The following is a 22557-nucleotide window of genomic DNA, read 5'->3' on the forward strand; positions in this document are numbered from 1 at the left end:
CCCTTATTTAAATTGATCAGTAAAATAAAGACGGGACTGTAGACAGACACCGGTGACCACGTCATCTTGTTTATCCCGTCTTCCATATATTAATTTATAATACGGCCGTACTCGTCAGGAATGCCCGATTTGCGGAAGAAGTATGTATTGATCTGGTCGCGCCACTCCTTCGAATGTGCCGCTTGCTCTCGCAGTCGGCTCCTCACATCTTCGAAGCGCTCTGCATCTATTTTCCCCTCTAGCGAACTCCAGATCTGGGTCAATTCCTCCGCCTGAAGAACGCCGTCGAAGTGGGTATCGTAGATGTGCTGGATGACCGTCTTACCCGTCTTCAGTTTGTGCGTATAGGGCACATGATGGAAAAAGAGAAGCAGTTCATCCGGACATAACTCCCTCGACTCGTACCATTCCGAACGCGGCGCAAAGTATTGGGATGTGTACCCTGTTCCCGATTTGACGGTTCGATCTACGCCGATGCCGTGGCAGTCGGCAAAATGGTATGTCCCCCATCTCGAATATTCGTAACCGTCTACGTTCGGACCATAATGGTGACCCGGATTGACCATCCATCCTACGCCAAGAGGAGCTGTGTAATTTTCATAGATTCTCAACGAATCGAGAAGCATCTTCGATACACTGCGTACTACATCGGGGTCAGAACCGAATGTCATGTAGATCCATTCTGACGTGATTTGCTCAGCTGTTAGCTGTGGATTCCAAGCAAGCCTTCCAAAGCCATATAAATTGGCTTGTGCAAGCGTGTGTCCGGTCCAATTCGGGTTGTCTCCGATATTCGATACCGCCGCAATGCCCCCAAGCCGTCTCCCGAACAACTGGCCGCTTGCCGCTTTCGCAACCGTACTTCCGCTCCCATGGGCAAACGTATCGAAATCGAGAACCTCTTTCCACTGGGGGATCAGGTAGCACAGATGTCTCTGCTGGCCCGTGTACTCTTGCGTAATCTGCAGCTCCAGCACCTGATTCGTCGCTGACATCGCTCCGAGAAGCGGAGAAACCGGCTCACGGACCTGGAAATCCATGGGTCCGTTCTTAATCTGCAGAATGACGTTATCGCGAAACTTTCCATCAAGTGGTGTAAAATGATCGAACGCCGCTCTCGCCCGGTCGGTCTTGTTATCGCGCCAATCCTGTTGACAATTGTATACGAAGCAGCGCCAAATGACGATCCCTCCGAAGGGCTGAAGCACTTCTGCCAGCATATTCGCACCATCGGCATGGTCACGCCCATAAGTGAACGGCCCGGGTCGCCCCTCGGAATCTGCCTTTACCAGGAAGCCGCCAAAGTCCGGGATATCCCGGTAAATCTCCTCAGCTTTCTCCTTCCACCACTGTCTGACGCTTTCGTCAAGCGGGTCTGCGCTGGTCAGGCCTCCAAGCTCTAACGGACTGGCGTAGTTGACGCTTAGGAACGTTGAGATTCCATAGCGCCGGAATACGCCGGCGACCCGGGCGACATCCGGTAGCAGCTTATCCGTAATCAGCAAGGATTCTACGGAGTGTACGTTCACGTTGTTGATCGAAATGGCATTGATCCCCACCGATGCCAGCAAGCGGGCATAATCACGGATTCGGGACATGTCTCGAACAATCTCATTATTTCGGTAGAATATGGATTTTCCCGCATAGCCCCGTTCAATCGAACCGTCCATATTATCCCATTGGTTTAGCATCCGTAATCCGTTCGCAGGCGTTTCCGTTATCGCAAGATCAGCCAAACTCTCGCCGCATTGCATCAGCCGCAGTAGATGGAAAACCGCATACAAGGCTCCTTTAGCCGAATGGCCGGCAACCACAAGCCTTGATTGTCCATCTATCGATACGTTTCTGATCACGTAACTGTCCTCGGATCCATCCTGCCAACTTAACTTTGCATCAAGATCCTGTAACTGCCCGCGAACGCCGATCAGGATGCAGGCGCTCCCATTGGAAGCCGTTGAACGGAGGGGCCTCACTCCAAGCATGGCATCGAGACCATCCATTAACTCCGCGACCGCAGTCTGAAGCACCTCTGATAAAGGTCCGGGCACGGCGATCTCTCGTGCCCACTCCCGATATTCCTCTACCCTCTTATCATCCTTTATCGGCGCATTGCGCAACCAGCAGGCATATGCGTTCGTGATGTGACTCATCGTGATACCTCCGCTAGTTTATGTTCATTCAGGTAAACGACCTCTCAAATCGGAACCAACCGAAATCGAAATGGCTTCCCGGCAAAAATAGGAAGGTTACTTTTTGGAGGCCTGTTATTTTTTCCAATTCAAATACCCGCTCTTCGTAACCATCGGACTGTGTAAACTCGATGAGTTGATTTCCCTCACCTTCCAGATTAGAGAAACGAATATGGATGGTATTTTTATCAAGAAGCGATCGGCCATAGACGACAAGCTGCGTTGCCCCTAGGCTTGTAAAATCCAAGTGGTCGAATTCCAAGGAAACATTATTTCCTATCCCTTCAACGCTGGCTTCCGAGATAGTAAACGTATCACCATAAATGTGGTCGCATTCCGTGGCGTAATTTTTCTCGAAGGCTCTATTCTGCTTTTGGAACGAAAAACCCTTGATATGCACCTTCTTCTGAAGGACGAAGCAAATGGAAGTGATCCCGTAAAGACGCTTGGATAACCGATAAGTTTCTTCTTGATACACATTCCACTTGGATGGTTTCTGATAGATGACATCCGCTAGGAGTACACTGTCCTCTTCATCCGGCATGCCTTCCCAAATTTGCAGGGAATACTCTTCACTGGACAAGGCGAAAATCGGAATCGTAATCAGATCGGACCCATATGAACCGAAATCAATATCACGGAATCCGACTTCAGTTTCACCATCCCGGCTTGTAGCTACGCCTCTCTCGTTTCCGTTTCCAACTTCCCCTTTACTGTAATCAAAAAGGCCGGCAGAGATAAATCCATAAGGATCCTTGTAAGCTGTGCCGAGTCCCGCTGCTTTAAACTCCAGCTGGGAGATGAGCTTCGTCTTGTTCGTACCGTTCTTACTCATACAGCGAAGCCGGAAATCGCCATCGCCCCACGCGGTAATTCTCGCTTCATGACCGAATGCTTCCACTTTCGCAAGGTTGGAGGCAATTCCCGCATCATTCACTACAATCCACTCGACCTCTTGATAGGAGGTATCTGCGGGGTACAGGTAGGCTTGCACCGTCATCACTTTTCTCGATTCGTCGAACATTTGTCCGGACGGGCTTACGATTTCAATCTTGCGTAATGGGATTTCGTCTACGGTACCCATGACCGGTGGCAGCTCTTGATTCTTGGTATGGGCGGAAACCCCATCTAAGGATGTTTCTTTCCATACCGGAAGATTATCAAATTCCACCGTCTGACTCTCTAAACCGACGGAAGAAACCACAACCCGAATCTTGCCGGGCTCCAGGGTAGCCCCGATGATCGCTATAAGTTTGCCACTGAATAGTCTTCTGCTAATCCCTTTATACGGATCATAGTCCGTACTGTCGCCATTATCCAAACCAAGCAAACGGCCTGCCCCCGTCACCTCGACACGAACCCGATTGCTTGCATTCTCCACTGGATTGCCATCTGAATCTTCCATATAGATTTCCAGGAAGATCAAGTCCGTACCATTGGCCATCAGGCTCTCTTTATCCGGCAGCAGACAAATCTTCTTTGCATCCCCAAAGGACCTTCTTATAGCCGTCGCAATTACACGGCCCGTTACATCATAGGCTATTGCTTTCAATTCCCCTGCTTCATAAGGAAGCTTCCACCAGCCGACCAGCTGAGTTCCATGCTCATGATTGATATCAAAAGTTCCCACGATAGCGCCACCCAATTGCAATTCGATTTTTGGTGCATTCGAGCACACTCGAACATCGATCAATTGGCCCGGATTAAAGTCCCAATAGGGGAAAATATGGACCATCGGATTCGTCCTGTAGTCGGTCCATGCCGATTGGTAGATGGAATACGAATCTTTCTTGAATGTAGCCGTATCAATCTGTCCGAGATAAGAGTTTTTAGTATGATAAGGCGTCGGTTCCCCAATATAGTCGAAGCCGGTCCATATGAATTGCCCTAGAGAGAATGGCGCCTCTCTTTCCGCGATAATACAGGCCTCGACTGACTTGGCTCCCCAGCTCGTCGCACTATTTCCCAGAGCCGAGCACTGCTCGTCGTCATCGGCAAGAATGGACTTCTCGAACGGGAATCGATAGATGCCTCTGCTTTGAACGAGAGAGGCCGTCTCGCTGCCGTAAATGATCCAATCGGGATGCTCCTCATGGTGCTTATGGTAATATTTCTCCGCGTAGTTGTAGCCGGCAACCTTCACGATATCCGCACATTTTTGCGCATTCTCCCAAGGCATATAATTGGAACCGATGGTCACTCTGCCGTTCTGCTTCGGATCGTATTTCAGCACTTCATCAATAAGCATTCGAGAGATTTCTTGCCCTCTAGCATCTGCATGAGTGTCGTAAATCTCATTCCCGATGCTCCACATCATCAGGCTCGGATGATTCCGATCCCGCTTGACCCAGCTTTTCACATCAGCCTTAGCCCAATCCTTAAAAAATCTCGCATAGTCGTAAGGGGTTTTGGATCTTTCCCACATATCGAACGCTTCCGAGACGACCAGCAACCCCATCTCATCCGCTAGATCCATAAGTTCTGCCGCCGGCATATTGTGAGCGGTTCGAATGGCGTTAACGCCCATTTCTTTCAATATCCGAAGCCTTCTTCTCAGTGCTTCTTTATGGAAGGCTGCTCCAAGCGCTCCTAAGTCGTGGTGCTCGCAAACCCCGTTCAATTTCATTCTTGTGCCGTTCAAATAAAAGCCCAGCTGAGGGTCAAGTTTGATCTCACGAAGCCCGAGATTCTGAGTGATGCTCTCTACGACTATGACTTCCCGATCCTCTGCAGCACGCTGCAATTGGGTGACAAGCTGGTACAGATGCGGCTCAGCCGTGCTCCATAAATGAGGACGATCTATCGATAGCGTCTGTCGATGAAGAAAGCCGCCTGCAACGATCTTATCTGTCGCACTCGCCGCAATTTCACCCTTGTACAGGATCGTATGCGAGATTCGGACGTCCTCATGAAGGCTCAATTCCGTCTCAACTTCTACCTCCCAGCTATCGTTGACCCTTTTCACAGCAGCATAGATTCCGTCGGTTACAATGTGAGTGAGAGCTCTCGTCTTTAGCCACACATTGCGGTAGATGCCGGCCCCCGAATACCACCGGCTATTCGGACTTTGGTGGACGACCTTCACCACGATTTCATTTTCCCCTCCCACGATCGCATCCGTGATCTCGTGTTCGAAGGAAGAATAACCATACTTCCATTCTCCTATATATCGCTTATTCACATAAACGGATGAGTCCATATAGACCCCATCGAAGCTTATTAGAATTTGCCGATCCGCTTCTTTGGCACATGTAAATCTCTTCCTGTACCAGCCGATACTATTTTCATACAGATTTAATGTATTGTAGATCAGCCAATCATGAGGGAGATCTACCGGCTCAAATGTCAAACCGGCGCCATCCGTCACATCCAGGCTGCTCTTGGCAAATTCCCATCCACTATTAAACAGTGTCTTCTTATTCATCGTTTACTCCCACGCTCCAAGGTATCCTGAAATATGTATAAAATGACTTATAAGTCATTAAGAGAGACTTGATCCTTATCGATGTTTCATATATAGATGACTCGGGCTAACGCCACGATTAATTTTCATAATTTAAAATTCTGGATCTGCGACAATGTCTATTGTCGCAGATCCTATAAGGGCACTATTTGTTATGATTAATATCCAAGCTTGCTCTTCGTCTTGTTAAAAATATCATTTGCCATTTTGATATAGCGGGAAGCGCCGAGTGCTTCGACCTGAGCCACATAGGCATTCCAATCGTTTGCAATATTAGCTTGGCCGGTGACGAACTTCAGGGTCATCGTATCCACATAATCCATCAGCGGCTTCGAGATCAGGTTCATTTGTTCGCTTTCGTCCGGGGTACCCATGATTGGCGGAGCTAGCGTTCTCGGTTTACGATGAGTCTGAATGCGGCTGAGGTAGTCTTTCTCGCCTTCGGTCATTTTGGACATCCGCAGTTTAGTGGAACCGCCGTACGCGAAGTTGCCGCCGCCGAAGCCGAAGTCGACGTTTAATTTTTTCGTAGCTGTCGGGTTCATGCCGTTAAAGGAGATATCCGGTTTGAGCGTGATGTTGCCGCTCGCATCCTTCGTATAGGTCTCGCCTTCGACGCCCCACAAACTGAGCGTTTGGCCTTCGTCCGAATACCACAGCCAGTCAACAAAGCGAAGCATTTTGATGAAATTGTCCTTGCCGAGCTTCTTGAGCGCATTCTGGCTGATCATAACTCCGTTCTCGAGACGGGACGTTTCGATTTGAAGCATCCCTTTCGGACCGCCCGGTTGAACGATCATATACAGATCGGTATTCGGCACCTGCATCTTGGTCTTGGAATCGGCCAGTATCTGGTAGTTGGCGTTCATGACATAAGTATCGCCTTTATAGAACTTGGCTTGTGCGGTTTTATCGTCTTGGGTGAAGGACTCCGGATCGAGCAGCCCCTCTTTGACCAGCTTATTTAAGAACGTCACATATTCCTTGAACTCATTGGTCGAATTTGCGAATTCGAACTGTTTCGTCTGTTCGTTGAAGCGCGTGCCATTGGCAACTCCCCAACCGCCGGTTACGCCGTATTGAGCTGCCGTAATATTCAGCGTCGATTTTCCGGTGAATTCATCGGACATTACGTACTTCGCACCGGTAAACTCTTTCACTTTCTTGAGGGCTTGATAAAAGTCTTCATAAGTCCATTTGCCTTCCTGACCTTTGACGTCGACTCCCGCTTTTTCGAAAATGTCCTTGCGAATCATGTAGGAATATCCTGCGCCCGGCGATTCCCACAGCCCTGGCAGCACGTAATATTTCCCGTCCGATTTCAGCTTCTGCTGCAGGTCTCTTTCCATTCCCCAAGCTTTTACAGCCTTCTGATAGTTCGGCATGTACTGCACCCAATCGCTGATCGGTACAATTTGGCCTCCGGCTACGTAAGCGGATTCGTCATAAGTTTTGGGAATAATAAAGGGAGCGTCGCCGCTGTTGACTAAGAGCGACTTCTTGTTCTCGTATTCGGTAGCAGCCACTACGTTTACGTCAAACGATACGTTCGTTTTCTCTGTGATCGCGCTCCAGAGCCGCCATTCCTTCTTATACGGATAGGTCGGTTGATCGCTGAACATAATCGAATAGTTCACAGGATCATTCGAACGGAACGTTTGACCTTCGCCAAAGGTGTAATTCTGTGGTGCTGCGGAGCTCGTGCCTGGGGATGCGCTGCTGGACGATTCTTTCGTGTCGCTATTCGTACATGCTGTCATGCCGACGGCCATCATAACCGCCAATGCGATCCCTACTGCTTTTGCAGATCTTTTCATTCAGTGCCACCCTTTCAAATGTATTTATTTTATATAACAGAAACGCTGCCATATAGATGCCTATTAGTAACAACCCGCGATTGCAGCCTTTCCGAAACAAACATAACGCGTTTACCCTTTTACGGAACCAATCATCATACCTTGTACAAAATACTTCTGCACGAAAGGATAGAGACAAATAATCGGCAAAGAGGTCAACACCATCGCAGTGGATTTAATGGTTGCCGCGATCTGAGCGGTCGCATCGCTGCTAAGTCCGGCTTCCGTCGGATTAATCGCGCTGTCGATGATCTGCCGCAAATAGAGGGCGACCGGCCATTTATCCTTCGATTCCAGGTAGAGAGAAGGGCCGAACCAGTTGTTCCAGATGGAGACCATGCTGAACAACACCATCGTTGCCAGGATCGGTTTGGAGAGCGGAAGCGTAATCCTTAGGAAGATGCGGTAGACGCCTAGGCCGTCGACCTTAGCCGCTTCTTCCAATTCGTTCGGTAAGCTTGCAAAGAAGGTCTTCATTAGGATGACATTGAAGGCGCTGATGGCGCCGGGTATGATAATAGCCCAGATGGTATCCCTCATGTGCAGCGTTTTGGCGACCAAGATATAGTTCGGGATCAGCCCGCCGCCAAAATACATCGTGAACAAGACGAAAGGGATAAAAAATTTGTTAAGACGCAACCTATCCTTCGACAACGGGTAAGACATAACGGCCGTCGCCGCTACTGATATCACCGTGCCTACAATGGCATACAGGATCGTATTGCCATAATATTTGAAGAATTCAGGTCTGCTTAGCACGGCTCGGTACGTTTGGTCCGTAAAGTCAACTGGGAATACGGTGACCTTCCCTGCATATACGGCAGCCTCCGAGCTGAACGACTGAGCGACTAGATATAAGAACGGATACAAAGTCATGACGACGACAAGGGCCATGATGAATCCGTTAAAAATCTGAAACATACGGTAGGACGCTGACTCCTTCATCTGAACTACTCCTTTCTACCACAAGCTCGAATTCGTTGTTTTCTTGGAAATGTAGTTCGCCGACGTGACCAGAATAAGACCGATGACGCCTTCGAACAGACCAACTGCAGTGGCATAACTGAAGTTCCCGCCGGTGATCCCCATCCGGTAGACGTAAGTGGAGATAACATCTGCCGACTCATAGGTTAATGGATTGTACAAGAGCAGGATTTTCTCAAAATTCGCTCCCAATATGCCGCCAATATCGAGAATGAGCAGCGTCATGATCGTCGGCAAAATACCTGGAATCGTAATGTGCCATGCTAGCCGCAACCGATTAGCCCCATCCACTTTGGCCGACTCGTACAAATCGGTATTGATGCCGGTCATCGCCGCCAAGTAGAGAATGGTGCCCCAACCGAGCCCTTGCCAAATGCCGGACGTCACATAAATCGTCGGGAACCATTGCGGTAAGGATATGAATGCCATTTTCTCCAAACCCAGATTGGTGAGCAGTGTGTTAATCGGCCCGGTCATGGATAGCAATTCTTTGGTCATGCCCGCGACGATGACCATGGAGATAAAGTGAGGCAGATACGATACCGTCTGTACGAATTTCTTGATGCGAATCCGCCGCAGTTCATTCAGCAACAGCGCAAAAATCAAAGTGAGCGGGAAACGAATGACTAAATACAAGACACTTAAATACAAATCGTTGCGGAAGGCTCTCCAAAAGGAGGGATCCTTCATGAACATGGTAAAGTAAGATAATCCTACCCATTCCGTCCCGAACAAGTTAGTTCCGCCTCTATACTTACGGAAAGCGATTACATTACCAAGCATAGGAACGTACTTGAAAATGATAAAGTAAATAACGGGAATAATTAGAAAGGAATATAACTTCCACTCCTTCCTAACGTGTCTCAGAAGAGGGGTCTGTAAAACCGCCTTATTCGCAACTGACATACAATCACCTACCACTTTCTATTGGAAAATTGTCCCCTAATCACACCAAAAAAATCTTCGTAATCGCGCTTCATCACCAGCCGTTTGGATTCGTATACGCTTTCAGAAACCGCATACAAGCTGAACCTCAATTGCCGTTCCCCGCGTTATTCGAGTCATAAAAACCTGTAATTATTAAATATTCCAATCGCAAACTGGTGGGGTTTCATTTGTAGCATGACACCATTTATTTAATATTATTTTACAAAATAGCCTATTTTTTTGCCATAGAAGAATACAAGAAAAGTTGTAATTATTAAATATCTTTTTAAGCGCCATATGGGCATGTTATGATGGACATAGTGCCTCCTTTCCCGAGAAAGGAAGCGATCCTGAATAATCCCGGAGCTGATCTTTGCTATGGACTTCGAGCAGTTCGAATCAATTGTCCCCGAGGTTTTCTTATTCGTCGACCGCCGCTGTTTCCCCGAATGGGAAATCATCCGACAAGAAATCGATTTTCACGACCTGACGTTCATCGTCGAAGGAAAAGCGAATTATTTTGTTAACGGCAAGAAAATCACGGTGGAAGCAGGGGATATGCTTTACATTCCCCAGGGAAGTATCCGCGAGGCGCATACCTTCAAAGATGATCCTATGCATTCCTACGCCTTCAACTTTACTCTGTTGCAGCCCTACGGTGAAATCCGATTTCCGTTCGAAACCGTAACCAAAAATCGAATCTCAAGCGAAATCTTAAACTACATCCTTGAATTTAATCGCGTTTGGAGCGGCATGCAGCCCGGATATCGGATGTTCGCGAGGGGCATCTTTCATTTGATCCTCCACCGGTTGCTGGCGATTTCCTTTCACCATTCCCCGAAATCCCATTTCGATATCCGGATCGACAAAGTCAAGGAGTTCATCATCGACCACTACTCGAATGAGCTGGATTTGGCGACCGTCGCCAAGGTGGTCAATCTGCACCCTGTATATCTCGGTAAGCTCTTCAAAACCAGCACGAGCTTCAGCGTCAAGCATTTCATCAACATCATACGGGTCAACAACGCAGAAATGATGCTGTCAGGCGGCGGGTTTTCCGTCTCGGAAGTGGCGGAACGCTGCGGGTACAAAGACATCAGCTATTTCAGCAATGTATTCAGATCCATTAAAGGCTATCCTCCGTCAAAGGCGAGCATGCAAAAAAGAACCTCAGAATGAACCGGGGTACTAGTACAATAAACAGAAGGCAGTCGTTTTATGGCACATTGTATACTGAGCGAGCTTCCAAGGCTGAAACATAGCTTTCAGTAAGGCACCCCTTTTTGCCAGTTCTGCCATTTGAACGGCGGAGGACAGCTCGAAACAATGCCGTTAAGAAAAACCGTCAGGAAGATCATCCTGACGGTCCTTTTAGGTTTGAACAACAACTGAGGCTTCTTCTTTTTGTTTTTTATTTTCTTTCTTCCCTGTGAGATCTCCAATCATCCTCTCCAAGCCCCCCCTCGTACGCTGCATATTTTATCGTTAGTTTGCCCTCTTCTAGACAGTTCCCCCCTTATTTATTACTTACTCTAAGGGTACATACTTAATCACATGCTTCTTTGTATAATCATGAATTGAACAAACGCCGATATTCCTGCGGTGTCAATCCGGTGTGCTCCCGGAAACGCGCAATGAAGTAGCTACTCTGGTTGAATCCGGTATACTCGGCCACTTGTTTAATAGTCCATCTGGTAGACACAAGTTGCTGTTTCGCCACTACTAGACGACATTCGAATAACCATTCCATCGGGGTGCGTCCCATGTTGGAAGGCAAACGACTTGCGGCAGGAAGTCTGATTATCCCTCCTTACGGTGTTAAGGTCTTGTCTTTGGATTAAGACTGAATCATTCAACGTAATAAGGAATCTGGTCTAAGAACGAGGCCAATGAATATGTTCTTTCGAATATGGCCCCCTTTCTGTACAATGAAATCAAGAAGATCGCCAACCACCTAAACAGACAAGTGGGATAGCGATCTTCATTTTTTGTATCCAATTTTCTTCTTTTCGTTCAACCGATAATTAGAGTTCCCCTTCAGTAAATGTTAGGATTAGCAGGATATTCTAGTCTTGTGAAGTTCTCTTGTATTCTTGGATGGAAACTCCCGTTACTTTTTTAAATCGGTGGCTAAAATAATAAGGATCCTTTATCCCTACTTTCTCCGCAATCTGATAAGCTTTCCAGTTCGTCTCGTTCATGAGCTTAACGGCTTCATCAATACGAAGTTTTAGCAAATAATCGGTAAAGCCTTGCCCCATTTCCTGTTTGAAGATTCTACTTAAATAACTGGAATTAAGATGGAACTTTTGGGAAACGGAACCCAAAGAGACTTCGGGGTTTCGGAAATCATTTATCATATAGTCCAGTACATTATTTACAATCTCGTTCCTTTTCTTAATTCTTGTACCATGCACATAATCCGCCGCATCTTCAGGCAATTTGGACAAAAGCTGAGTCAATTCGCTAATATTACTACAACCGAACATTCGACTATACAAAGTTCCACTCAACAAATTCGAACGTAACTTAGTGAGGCCCAATTCCGACATTGCAAGTATTGGCTTTCGGTTTTCGTACTGTCGCACGCGGCAAGCGACACCGTTAGGACAGTAACCAAACTTAAACTTTCCATCTTACTGAACAACTTCATTTCTTTGACCTCCCTGTTCTTTATTTATTCGCTTACAATATAATATTACGCTAATCGAAGCTGTCGAAAAATGTAACCGCTTTACTAAAAGATAGAATCTTTTTACTTTAATCCCTTATCCGTCTCGGATCTTGATTGACAGTTTCCATTTTACTTCCTACAACTACATTAACTAATCTGCCGGTTAGGTGAGCAAAGGCTGCCGGCATGATCGGTAGCCTTTGAATGTGTTTATTGAACTGAATTAAATATGAAAGAAAAGATAGTTGATACGTTAGCAGTGAGACAGGCAATTGCACCGTTCCAATATTAATATTTATAACACCGATGGATAACCATTTAGTTGTTGATATAGCGTTCGAAGATGTAACCGAAATCCTTAATCTTTAATTCAGAGTGCTTACCCTTCAACCAATTGTAGGTTGATTCGTTGATTGCATCGAATTGGGCTACTGGGGAAGTAGTTTGAGTTGTGATACGACCTGTCGCTTCCTTAGCAATAACTATGCTTTGCTTCGCGTAACCAAACAAGTCCTCGTTATGTGCTACTGTCTCGGAAATATTAATTAAGGCTTTATACAAGTCTTTGATCTGCTCAATTTGCTTCTTGTCCACATCAATCGAGAAATTGACGTCACCGATTAGGAACTTGATCTCGACGTCAAGATCGATAGTTCCTGCAGTTTCCATATAAACCTTGGAAATTGCATTTGTGTGGTAGCTGTAACGTTTTAGCATACGCTTGCTGCTAATAGCACTATCTCCATCAAGGTGGATTAGGGCAAGGTTGGTAAAGCAGTATTCGTCCTTCTTCGACTTGATGATGAAAAAAATCTTCTCGCCATCTTCATGCATGACATAATCATCTGAATCTACCTTGTCAAAATCACTCGGACTAATTACCTTACCGATATCACTTAAACCTAATGCATCCGCCGCAAACTTCTTGAACAATGGAATCATCCTCTCATTTAGAGTACTAGTTATTTACAACCTACAGTGTAAGGATAGGTTACGCTACAGGTTTGGAAATAAAGATAAATCGGTATCCAACTCGGGATTTAGTAAAACCTAACCTTAGTAAAACCCTATTATACATTACTGGTAGAATTTACATAAGATGTGGTTTTGTTTAAAGAAGCGAAATAATAAAGCCAAATACAATTTTGCATCTGACTAGTAGAGGTTGATGAAACGAAAAAAACAGTAGCTTACTTACCATTCAAGTTTATCTTCCTCCGAGGTGCTGATTATTTTGAAAAACGACAGCAAGATGTCATCATCAAACAATCCGTTCGTAAGCTAGAGAATCTTGGTTTTACAGTAACCATACTGCCTTGAACTGTGAAGTTCCGTTCTATGTTCTCATTTACACTTTTTTAGCCATTAAAGCATCATAAAGCTCTTTAGGCAAGTAACTGGATGTTGCCGTTCCGGATTTCTCGCAATACGTATATAAAGAGTCTAATTCCTTGACGACTTTCATTAGCTTTTTATCAACCAAGCCTTTCGCTGCTTCAAGCTGAGCGCCTTCTCCTTCCGCTTTCATATATGGAATACTGTCCTCATAGCCTTTGACTTTAAATTTCTTACCCGCTACTAGCTTAATGATGTCATCGTCCACAGGAATCACATATTTAGCGCCATCCGTCGTCACCGGCACCTTCAGATCACCAAGCAAAGAAAGAAGTGTCTTGGAGCTTTCTTCCTTAGGAACAATGGTTTGAGCTTTAGCTACAGGGATATAACCGGAAGTACCCTTTGCTTGCAGCTCCATGGGCAATCCTTTGTATTTATATTCTCCGGAAGAATTCGTTATATCTGAATACTTTTTACCTAAACCGATTTCATCCATACCTAATTTAAAAAAGGAGTACTTAAGAATATGGTCTCTTTTCAGTTCAAGGTTCTTGGAAAGCTCAGTTAAAGTTGCAAGGGAACCTATTTCTGTCCATTTGCTGGCGTCAAACACATTGGGAACTTCGTTTTTGGTAATATCCAGAATGGCTTTAAGATTTTTCTCTATGTTGTCCTTTTCACTATCTTGATCCAGTTTACCTCCCAATTCAGTCAATTTCTTAAATTTGTCATTGGTCAAGTTGCCGAAATATTCGCCATCGAAATCGATGTCATCTTTATTAGAGGTTGGTTCTGCACGAATGGATGTATTCGGTCCCATATATTGATTACCACCCTGCCATTCAAAAAATGATTTCCGAACATCCCCAAGTCTTATATTGTATACCTCTTCGTTGTGCCCCCTGCTTTTGTCCAATAAGATTTGTCTATACTCTTCTCTTTTATCGTCTGAATCTTCCACAACCACTTTCAGATTATCTAACATATTTTTCGTTAGCTTATCCGGGATTGCATGCAGCAACACATCTGTATATGGCGTACCTTCTCCAGCTTCTTCTTTTTCTTTCAATTTTTTCAAGGAATCTTCTAATTTGGAGTGAGCAACAATATGATGTGCTGTTAAATCCCACCCTCCGAGCGCCCCGGCTTGTGCATGGGGATTCTCTCCGCGCAGCTGAACTACGTCCGTTTGCGCACGTTCACTGCCGTTGATGGCCGTGGCTGTCTCTACAGATTTGAGCTGCATCGCCTTCGCGCCCATCTGGTCGGCTTCATTCTCCAGCCCTGCATCATCATTAATCTGTACATGCTTGTTCATCTGGAGGGTTGGCTTGACTCTTCCTTGCTTCTGCTGTGCAATATGCCAAGCCTCATGCGGCAAATTCTGCTCCTGTCCGGGTCCTACATGAATATCCGTGCCTTGAGCATATGCGAGAGCTTCTAGCTCTGCTGGTTTGGCAGAATTGTAATGCACCTTCACATCATCCAACGATAAGCCTGAGAGATTCTCAACACCACTCTTTAGCTGGTCTGGCAAGCCGGTCTTATTCTCTTTGTCCACGGCTCTTTGAATCGGCAGATCAGACTGGAAACGAGATTTCACCCATTGCTCGGTCGCCCGATTTCCGTATGCTTTCTGAAGCTGCAAGATGTTCGAAGGCAAGACAGGTGAAGAACGTTGACTCTTAATCTGTTGCAATTGCAGCGTCTCATTTTGATTTAGGGATAAACTTTCCTTTTGTTGTGAGTTCTGATTATTATTATTCTCCTTACGTTTATGAGATTGATTCGATTCAAAGACGGGCAAAGTATCGCGACCTTTCTTCTTAGTTTTGAGGGAATCTGGTGTCCACAGCGTGATTTCCCAACCTTTGTGTTTCCGCTGAATCGGCAGTGTGAAGGATAGTACAGGTATTTCTACCTTTATTTTGAATTCATGCACTTTTTCTGCCAAATTCTTGCACTTTTGCAGGTTTTGAGTATCTCAACTCGCTGGATGAACCTCTTTGCGGAGAATCCATGCAGTGATCTAACCTGATAGTAACTATCTTTCTAAGATATTTCGACGTAAACTGGACGAAACCTCTTCTCCATACTTAATTCAGTGCACAATTTTACAATCGAATAAAGTCACATTTTTATGTGTTCTACTGCCCTTTACATGAGAAGTATCAAATGAATTTCCTTAAAAATATCGGTATTTTTCAAGTCCATGGTCGCTGTTTGCTTCATATGCTTCTTCCTCTTCACTATTGATTCCATTCCTTCATCGTGATGGCTTTCAATTCTTTTTCCAGTTCCGGACCAAGATATGCTCCTCGACTGAATACCTCACTTCCGGCCATATACATTGTCCTTACTGATGTGCCATCCTGTAAAATGAATTCCATAAAATATTGGAAAGTAGTTTTAGGTACACCGCGTCTATAGATTTCTGGAAGGCTAATTAGTTCACACTCCAGGAACAAATTCGTGATTCTTTCTACTTTTGTCGGATCGATCGTTCGAATGTCCTGATCATGAGTATCGCGGAAGATGATGATTTTAGCCACTTTTCCTTTGATGTCATATAGGTCTTCAATGGTTTTGGCTTTGTGGTTTTCTGTAACTTCATATACTTTACCCCCTGCCATCACACGAAATTTCTCTGAATATCCCTGGATCTCATAAATTTCCGTTCCTTCCTGTAAAAATGCAGCATCCCCATTCTTAGTCTGGTAGTCGGTGCACGTTACATTATCGGCCACTCGGTATTGAACTTCACCCAGCTTCTTCCCCTTTTGCATTGACTGATTTCCGATCTGCTGTTCGGCTCCATAATGAATATCGTTGATCATTAAAAAATCAACCCAATCGATAATCCCGCCGCAATTTGAACTAACGACTGGCCGTAAGATATTCTTTGCTTTTTCAAACGGAGTACAGCTTGTTAGCAAGATTAAAAAGATAACAAATAGCAACTTTCTCATATTTAATCCTTCTTTCGACTAATTCTCATCACTCTCACATCAAAGGTATAGACGGAGTGTGCTTGTAATTGTTTCACAATGGATATTAGAACTATAAGGTGTACGCCGATTTTTATTTTTCTCTAACTCATCGTTCGATAACATCTGCATTAACTAATTGTAATATATATATGAAATAACAATAAATGTATCGATTCGATTGAGGGAGTGGGTTTAGATGTCCCGAAAGCATGTGCCTTTCCTTTTAGCCGCGTTAACTGCATTTTTGCTATACGGTTGTCAAATAGAAACACAAGCGCCGGCGTATACTCCTATACCAACTTTACTTCCAACTTCAATTGCCTCACCAGAACCTCAACCCCTTCTGCAAGAACCAATAACGATCCTATATGCGGGAGACGCTATGTTTGACTGGTCTGTTAAAGAAGCAATCGCCCAGCATGGCCCTGATTTTCCATTTGTGCATGTTAAAGTAGAAGTAGAAAAAAGCGACTTCGCATTCGTCAATCTGGAAAGCGCAGTTACGCTTGAGAATGACAAAGATAGCAACCAGATTTATAATTTCAAATCCAATCCGGAATCACTTATAGGGCTAAAAAATGCAGGATTTGACATGGTTTCGGTCGCCAATAATCATTCGATGGATTTTTTACTGAAAGGTTTCCTGGACACACTCGATAACCTGGACAAGGCGGGATTGCTCTATGTGGGGGGCGGTCTTAATGCCAAAGAAGCATACAGCGCGAAGAGCATCATTCTAAAAGGAAAAAAGGTGAAATTCCTGGCATTCTCTCGCTTCATACCAACAGGAGATTGGTTTGCTGGGACGAATAAACCGGGGATCGCCCAAGCCTATGATAGGAAACCAGTGCTGGATGCCATAGCCCGTGAACGTGAGGACGCAGATTATGTGTTGGCTTACATCCACTGGGGGGTGGAAATGAAAAACCAGCCAGAAAAGTGGCAGCGCGACTTCGCTCGTCAAATGATTGATGCTGGGGCCGATGCGATCATTGGCAGTCATGTGCATGTGCTGCAAGGGTTTGAGTTTTACAAAGGGAAGCCTATCGCTTATTCCATTGGTAATTTCCTCTTTCCTGACTATGTAAGTGGTCCGAAGGCGGATACGGGACTGCTCTACCTAACGCTGAACGGCGACCGTATCGACATGTCCTTTCACCCTTATTACATCGAGAAAAACCAGATTGTTCCTAAGGGGGATGCGTATGTGAAAAAGCAGCAAACATATCTGGAGTCGATTTCCTACGGTGTAACCTTGGATGGACCGAATGTACGAATGCAAGAAGGAATGGCAAGCCTACAACAAGCAAGTACTAAATAAAGTTGCTTAAGCAAATAAAAGCCCACTCACATCTAATTGTCAGACAAAGAGTAAGTCTTAGACAGGGATCATTGATGTGATCAACTTTTTGAAATACTAAGTGGTCAAGTTTGGTTTAACGTCTACACCTGGACCTTATTCTTGAGGATAGATTAACACGGTAAGCACCAAGTTTTTGTACAAATCTAATAACTGTGGTAATTCATCTCGATCAATATCTAGAGCTTCCTTGGATTCAAAAAACAAATTAAAAATAAAAGAATACGGAGCGGAAGAGCCGTGCCATCATCTCCTTAGGGGGTACTATGATGATAATCCATGACATTAGTGGTATAGTCAATTGCATCGAGTTCTCTATCTCATTCTATTGCAATGCATTCAGGTCAACTAATAGTATGACGACTAATTGACTAACGCTTACACGACTTTTTGCATACAAAAAGACCTGCTTGATCAGCAGGTCTTGAAAGTTAACTATATTTTAGAGAGCGCATCAAAGCAAATTGCTTGGCCAAAAAAAGCGGCGTATACGGCATATCCTTACGAAGCCAAGCAACGATCGTACCGATCAAGGCTGAAGATCCATACCAAATGGCAATATCCTTTTGAATACCTGCTTTGGAAAGGAAAGATTCGTTCCCCATTCTCTCTATTCTTGCGGTTACCAATTCCGTCAGCAGCTTTAACAATCGATCCGTAAAGATCGGGGTACGTTTCGACGCGAGAATGACTTTATAAAATTTAGCATGTTCGGCGATATGTTCGAGTAAGTTCATCAGTAGCGGCCAACTCTCTTCTTCTGTGGGATTCTGATTTCCAGGCGCGCATTTCAAAATTCCATTAATGTCCTCGATCATATCATCCGCCATCTTCTCCAGCATATCCGGAATGTCCCGATAATGAAGATAAAAGGTAACACGGTTGATAGTGGCGCGTTCAGCGATGCGATTTACCGAAATTTTCTCGATATCCATTTCCTGAAGCAATTCCACAAAAGCGTCTTTAAGTAATTGACGTGTGCGGAGTATGCGGGGATCGGTGCGGGGCGTTCTATTATCCATATATCCCTTTCCTGTCCTTTTATTTAGTAAGCCAGATATAATTTATATTGTGTAAAGTATAATACACATTGTAAATTTAGTCCACGATAAACTTGAAAGATTAAACAGGTGAGTATAAGTATACATTAGAATGCAGTTCCATAAAAAAGGAACCCATCCACTTCTATGTCCTTCGGGATAGCTCCGAACGCGAAAAATACTCTCCATAAATATCCTTTTCCTTTCCTTTACAAAGTAGGCTACAATTTCCGGTCTTACGTCGTATTTTTTCAAGATAAACTACATAAAAGTTTTCCGTATAAACTAATTTACACTTTGTCAAAGTATATCGCTTGTAAACATACTATTTCTGGATATAATTTAATTTACAGATTGTTTATTATATAACATACTGTAAATTATTTTATAGACATTTCGGAGGTGTAATTTCTTTATGTACAAAGAACTTATTTCATTGCAAGACATCACAAAGTTTCAAACGAGATCTGAGGAATTTTTTCCTCTAGATTGGTACAAGAAGATGCTGAGTAATGACCCCGTTTATTTTCATAAAGAAACAGATACCTGGAATGTTTTTAGGTATGATGATGTCAAACAGGTATTGAGCAACCATGAAATATTTTCAAATGAAGGCTCAAGAACAACGGTAACTGTTGGTGCGAAAAATAAAGAAGGAACGGCCTCAAGTAAAATAATGATTTCGAGCATGGACTCTCCCCAACATCAAAAATCTCGTACGCTGTTGTCAGCAGCTTTTACACCACGCAGCTTAGTAAATTGGGAACCACGAATCAGGCAAATTGCGAATAAACTTGTAGATGACATGGAGGCAAATGCCATTGTCGACATTGTCCAAGCACTGGCAGGGCCCTTACCTTGTATGGTAATGGCCGACTTATTTGGTGTCCCCTCAAAGGATAGTTTCTTGTTTAAAAATTGGGTTGATATTCTATTTCAACCTAATATCAAAGAAAACAAGGATGAGATCGAATATAAAAAGCAGTCTGCTGCCAAGGAGTATTACCAATACCTGTATCCTATTGTTGTTCAAAAAAAGTTAAATCCCTCTGATGATATCATCTCGGACTTATTGAAAGTTGAGATAGAGGGTGAAAGATTTACGGAAGATGAGGTCGTTCGAACAACCATGCTTTTGTTAGGGGCAGGCGTCGAAACAACAAGTCACACGCTTTCAAGTACCTTTTATTCGCTTCTGTACGATGATAACACGTTATATGAACAATTAAGAAATGACTTGGAACTCGTTCCAAAAGCAGTTGAAGAAATGCTTCGTTACCGGTTTCAGATCTCAAAAAGGCATCGTACGGTTAAAGAGGATAACAATATTTTGGGTATTGAATTAAAAAAGGGGGATGTTGTCATCGCGTGGATGAGTGCAGCCAATATGGATGAAAATATGTTTGAGAATCCGTACGTTCTAGATATTCATCGTAATAATAATAAAAAGCATTTAACATTTGGAAATGGACCGCATTTTTGTCTTGGCGCACCTCTTGCAAGATTAGAAATGAACATAGCCTTAACGGCATTCCTACAAAAAATTTCTCGTATAGAACCAATGGAGTCATTTGACTTGGAGAATAATTTGACTACTTCTGCTCCAGGCCAATCATTGATTCATCTACCGTTGAAAATATATAAATAAAGAGGAAATCCTGCGAATGAGCGTGCATTCGTAAGAAAATTCACCATACCGAGGGTTCTATAATAAACAGCGGCAGTCAAGGACTGATATGCTCCCCATGCGGTAGACAGGTGAAATAACAAAAAGCCTGATACTGTGAGGGGAGCTTTTTCATGTCTAGAGGAAAATATAATGCTTTGGAGAAACTCGCCATTCTCGAGGAAGTATCGAACGGGGAAATTGGTTTTCTGGCAGCTGCGAAGAAATATGGGATTAATAAGACGACTCTAATGAAATGGCAGCGTCGGTACAAGACGTATGGATATGAAGGGCTGGAGCGCCGTACGCATCTTCAAAGTTATAGTACTGAGCTTAAGTTCCGAGCAGTAAAGGATTTCCTTGAGGGGGGATTGTCTCAATACCAGATCATCGATAAATACAAGATTGCTAGTACGAGACAACTTTTTAATTGGATTAAGAAGTATAATGGTTATAGCAGCTTAAAAGCCTATAAAGGGGAAGCAAAAGCTATGACACAGGGTCGCTCTACGACATGGCAAGAACGGATCGAGATTGTCCAGTATTGCCAGACCAATCAACATGATTACCATAAGACAGCGGGACAGTTTCAGGTCTCCTACCAGCAAGTATACCAATGGGTGAAGAAGTTCGAAGATGGCGGTCAGGATGCGTTAAAGGATGGCCGAGGGAGAAAGAAAGCCCCGGAAGAGTTAACGGAGGCCGATCAACAGAACCTCAAGATGAAGAAGATGGAGTACGAAATTGAGCGACTTCGGGCGGAAAATGCATTCTTAAAAAAGTTAGAGGAACTCGAAAGAAGGCGACGCTAAATCAAACACGGCAGGAAACGATTTACCTTGCCATCCAGGCGCTTCAAAAGGATGCGTCAATTAGCGTTCAACTCCTATGCGAAATTGCAGGAATTGCACGCTCAAGCTATTACAAGTGGCTCAATCGCAAACCCAGTTCTCGTGAGCAGGAGAATGAGCAGTTGACCCAGGTGATGATGACCATCTATGAGAAAGTGGAGCGTACCTTTGGATACCGTCAACTAACCCTGCATATGCGAAAACAAACCGGAAAAACCATTAACCTTAAGCGTGTAGAGCGGTTAATGAAGGTAATGGGAATCCAGTCTGTTATCCGGAGAAAGAAAAAGAAGTACACGAACGCCACGCCGCAGCAGGTGGCGGAGAACCTACTAAACCGTAAATTCCATGCTGATGCTCCGAATGAAAAGTGGCTCACCGATGTAACGGAATTCAAGTACGGCAATGGCCAGAAAGCGTATTTAAGCGCTATTCTCGATCTTCATGATAAATCCATCGTCTCCTATGTATTAGGGCGTTCCAATAACAATCCACTTGTATTCCAGACATTGAAACTGGCCTTGCAAGCAGCCCCAGAAAGCACCGCTATGCTTCATAGCGATCGAGGCTACCAATACACCTCCTTGGGCTTTAAGAAGCTCTTGGATGAAAACAAAATGATCCAGAGCATGTCCCGTGTTGGGCGGTGCATCGATAACGGTCCAATGGAATCTTTCTGGGGGACCTTGAAATGTGAGAAATATTATTTACACACGTACCATACTTTTGAGGAACTAAAGAAGGACATTGAGGCCTATATCCACTTTTACAATGACGAACGGTTACAAGCAAAACTAAACGGCCTCAGTCCGATGGAATTTAGGACCAAGGCCGCTTAATTGACTTTTATTATTTGTACTGTCTACTTGACGGGGTGCAGTTCAGACTTTATTTTTAAGCCCTAGACTGCCGCTGTTTATTTTATTTGGATCAGTCTTCAATAATCTCGATTGCATTGTTTTACCTTCATTTTGGAACCCGCTTTGCCAGTGTTTACTTTGATATACACCTCTTGACGGCGAATAAGGATTCGGTCTCGGGACGGCAGTGGCAGATTTGCTCCTTGTTTTGTTCGACATAGTTTCCCGTTAGCCATCCATGCCCCAAAATGTAACCCAATTAGAGAACAGTACTTCGAAAAACCAAAACTTTCAGGTTATTTTAAGGTTGTTTTCAGTAGATTTTCAGATAATATTGTTAGTATAAAAATCAAACTTAT

General features: G+C 44.3%; 16 protein-coding genes. 5 read left to right on the forward strand and 11 right to left on the reverse strand.

What is annotated here, in order from left to right; all coding sequences use genetic code 11:
- Positions 1-89 precede the first annotated feature (89 nt).
- From QFZ81_RS16225 to QFZ81_RS16245, 5 genes are all read right to left on the reverse strand, one after another.
- Positions 90-2150 (reverse strand): alpha-glucuronidase family glycosyl hydrolase, encoded by a 2061-nt coding sequence (locus tag QFZ81_RS16225; RefSeq protein ID WP_307603551.1) that lies wholly within the window; start codon positions 2148-2150, stop codon positions 90-92.
- Between the two features lie 28 nt (positions 2151-2178).
- Positions 2179-5613 carry a glycoside hydrolase family 2 TIM barrel-domain containing protein gene (locus tag QFZ81_RS16230; RefSeq protein ID WP_307603553.1) on the reverse strand — a complete coding sequence of 1145 codons (3435 nt, stop codon included), beginning with the start codon at positions 5611-5613 and terminating at the stop codon, positions 2179-2181.
- Positions 5614-5810: 197 nt separating this feature from the next.
- Positions 5811-7469 (reverse strand): ABC transporter substrate-binding protein, encoded by a 1659-nt coding sequence (locus QFZ81_RS16235; RefSeq protein ID WP_307603555.1) that lies wholly within the window; start codon positions 7467-7469, stop codon positions 5811-5813.
- A 111-nt stretch (positions 7470-7580) separates the two neighbouring features.
- Positions 7581-8453 carry a carbohydrate ABC transporter permease gene (locus QFZ81_RS16240; protein WP_307442670.1) on the reverse strand — a complete coding sequence of 291 codons (873 nt, stop codon included), beginning with the start codon at positions 8451-8453 and terminating at the stop codon, positions 7581-7583.
- 15 nt (positions 8454-8468) lie between these two features.
- Complete coding sequence (locus tag QFZ81_RS16245) at positions 8469-9398, reverse strand: ABC transporter permease (protein WP_307603557.1); 930 nt, start codon at positions 9396-9398, stop codon at positions 8469-8471.
- Positions 9399-9797: 399 nt separating this feature from the next.
- On the opposite strand from QFZ81_RS16245, the gene QFZ81_RS16250 reads away from it, so the two are divergent.
- The gene (locus tag QFZ81_RS16250; protein WP_307442668.1) at positions 9798-10598 is read left to right on the forward strand and encodes a helix-turn-helix transcriptional regulator; all 801 of its coding nucleotides are present in this window, start codon (positions 9798-9800) and stop codon (positions 10596-10598) included.
- A 391-nt stretch (positions 10599-10989) separates the two neighbouring features.
- On the opposite strand, the gene QFZ81_RS37395 is transcribed toward QFZ81_RS16250, so the two are convergent.
- The 5 genes from QFZ81_RS37395 to QFZ81_RS16270 form a co-directional block, all read right to left on the reverse strand.
- Positions 10990-11184 carry a helix-turn-helix transcriptional regulator gene (locus QFZ81_RS37395; protein WP_373462757.1) on the reverse strand — a complete coding sequence of 65 codons (195 nt, stop codon included), beginning with the start codon at positions 11182-11184 and terminating at the stop codon, positions 10990-10992.
- 301 nt (positions 11185-11485) lie between these two features.
- Entirely contained in the window at positions 11486-11920 is a 435-nt protein-coding gene (locus tag QFZ81_RS16255; RefSeq protein ID WP_307442667.1) for a helix-turn-helix domain-containing protein, read from the reverse strand.
- Positions 11921-12411: 491 nt separating this feature from the next.
- Positions 12412-13026 (reverse strand): PH domain-containing protein, encoded by a 615-nt coding sequence (locus QFZ81_RS16260; RefSeq protein ID WP_307442666.1) that lies wholly within the window; start codon positions 13024-13026, stop codon positions 12412-12414.
- A 415-nt stretch (positions 13027-13441) separates the two neighbouring features.
- A complete protein-coding gene (locus QFZ81_RS16265) occupies positions 13442-15385 on the reverse strand; it encodes an eCIS core domain-containing protein (protein WP_307442665.1) in 1944 nt (647 codons plus the stop codon).
- 295 nt (positions 15386-15680) lie between these two features.
- Positions 15681-16400, reverse strand: coding sequence for a hypothetical protein (locus tag QFZ81_RS16270; RefSeq protein WP_307442663.1), 720 nt, complete (start codon positions 16398-16400; stop codon positions 15681-15683).
- 217 nt (positions 16401-16617) lie between these two features.
- Here QFZ81_RS16270 and QFZ81_RS16275 point away from each other — a divergent pair, with 217 nt between their 5' ends.
- Positions 16618-17742: a CapA family protein gene (locus QFZ81_RS16275; RefSeq protein WP_307603560.1), complete on the forward strand. Its 1125-nt coding sequence runs from the start codon at positions 16618-16620 to the stop codon at positions 17740-17742.
- 470 nt (positions 17743-18212) lie between these two features.
- Here the strand turns inward: QFZ81_RS16275 and QFZ81_RS16280 are convergent, their stop codons facing one another.
- The gene (locus QFZ81_RS16280; protein WP_307603562.1) at positions 18213-18803 is read right to left on the reverse strand and encodes a TetR/AcrR family transcriptional regulator; all 591 of its coding nucleotides are present in this window, start codon (positions 18801-18803) and stop codon (positions 18213-18215) included.
- A gap of 433 nt (positions 18804-19236) precedes the next feature.
- Between QFZ81_RS16280 and QFZ81_RS16285 the strand changes: the two genes are divergently transcribed.
- The 3 genes from QFZ81_RS16285 to QFZ81_RS16295 all read left to right on the forward strand — a co-directional run bounded on the left by QFZ81_RS16285 (position 19237) and on the right by QFZ81_RS16295 (position 22177).
- Positions 19237-20469: a cytochrome P450 gene (locus tag QFZ81_RS16285; RefSeq protein WP_307603564.1), complete on the forward strand. Its 1233-nt coding sequence runs from the start codon at positions 19237-19239 to the stop codon at positions 20467-20469.
- A gap of 152 nt (positions 20470-20621) precedes the next feature.
- Positions 20622-21299, forward strand: coding sequence for a helix-turn-helix domain-containing protein (locus QFZ81_RS16290; RefSeq protein ID WP_307603566.1), 678 nt, complete (start codon positions 20622-20624; stop codon positions 21297-21299).
- Positions 21257-22177, forward strand: coding sequence for an IS3 family transposase (locus tag QFZ81_RS16295; RefSeq protein ID WP_307606928.1), 921 nt, complete (start codon positions 21257-21259; stop codon positions 22175-22177). The genes QFZ81_RS16290 and QFZ81_RS16295 overlap by 43 nt, the downstream gene beginning before the upstream one ends.
- Positions 22178-22557: the final 380 nt, after the last annotated feature.

The organism is Paenibacillus sp. V4I9 (assembly GCF_030817295.1).
Classification (GTDB): Bacteria; Bacillota; Bacilli; order Paenibacillales; family NBRC-103111; genus Paenibacillus_E.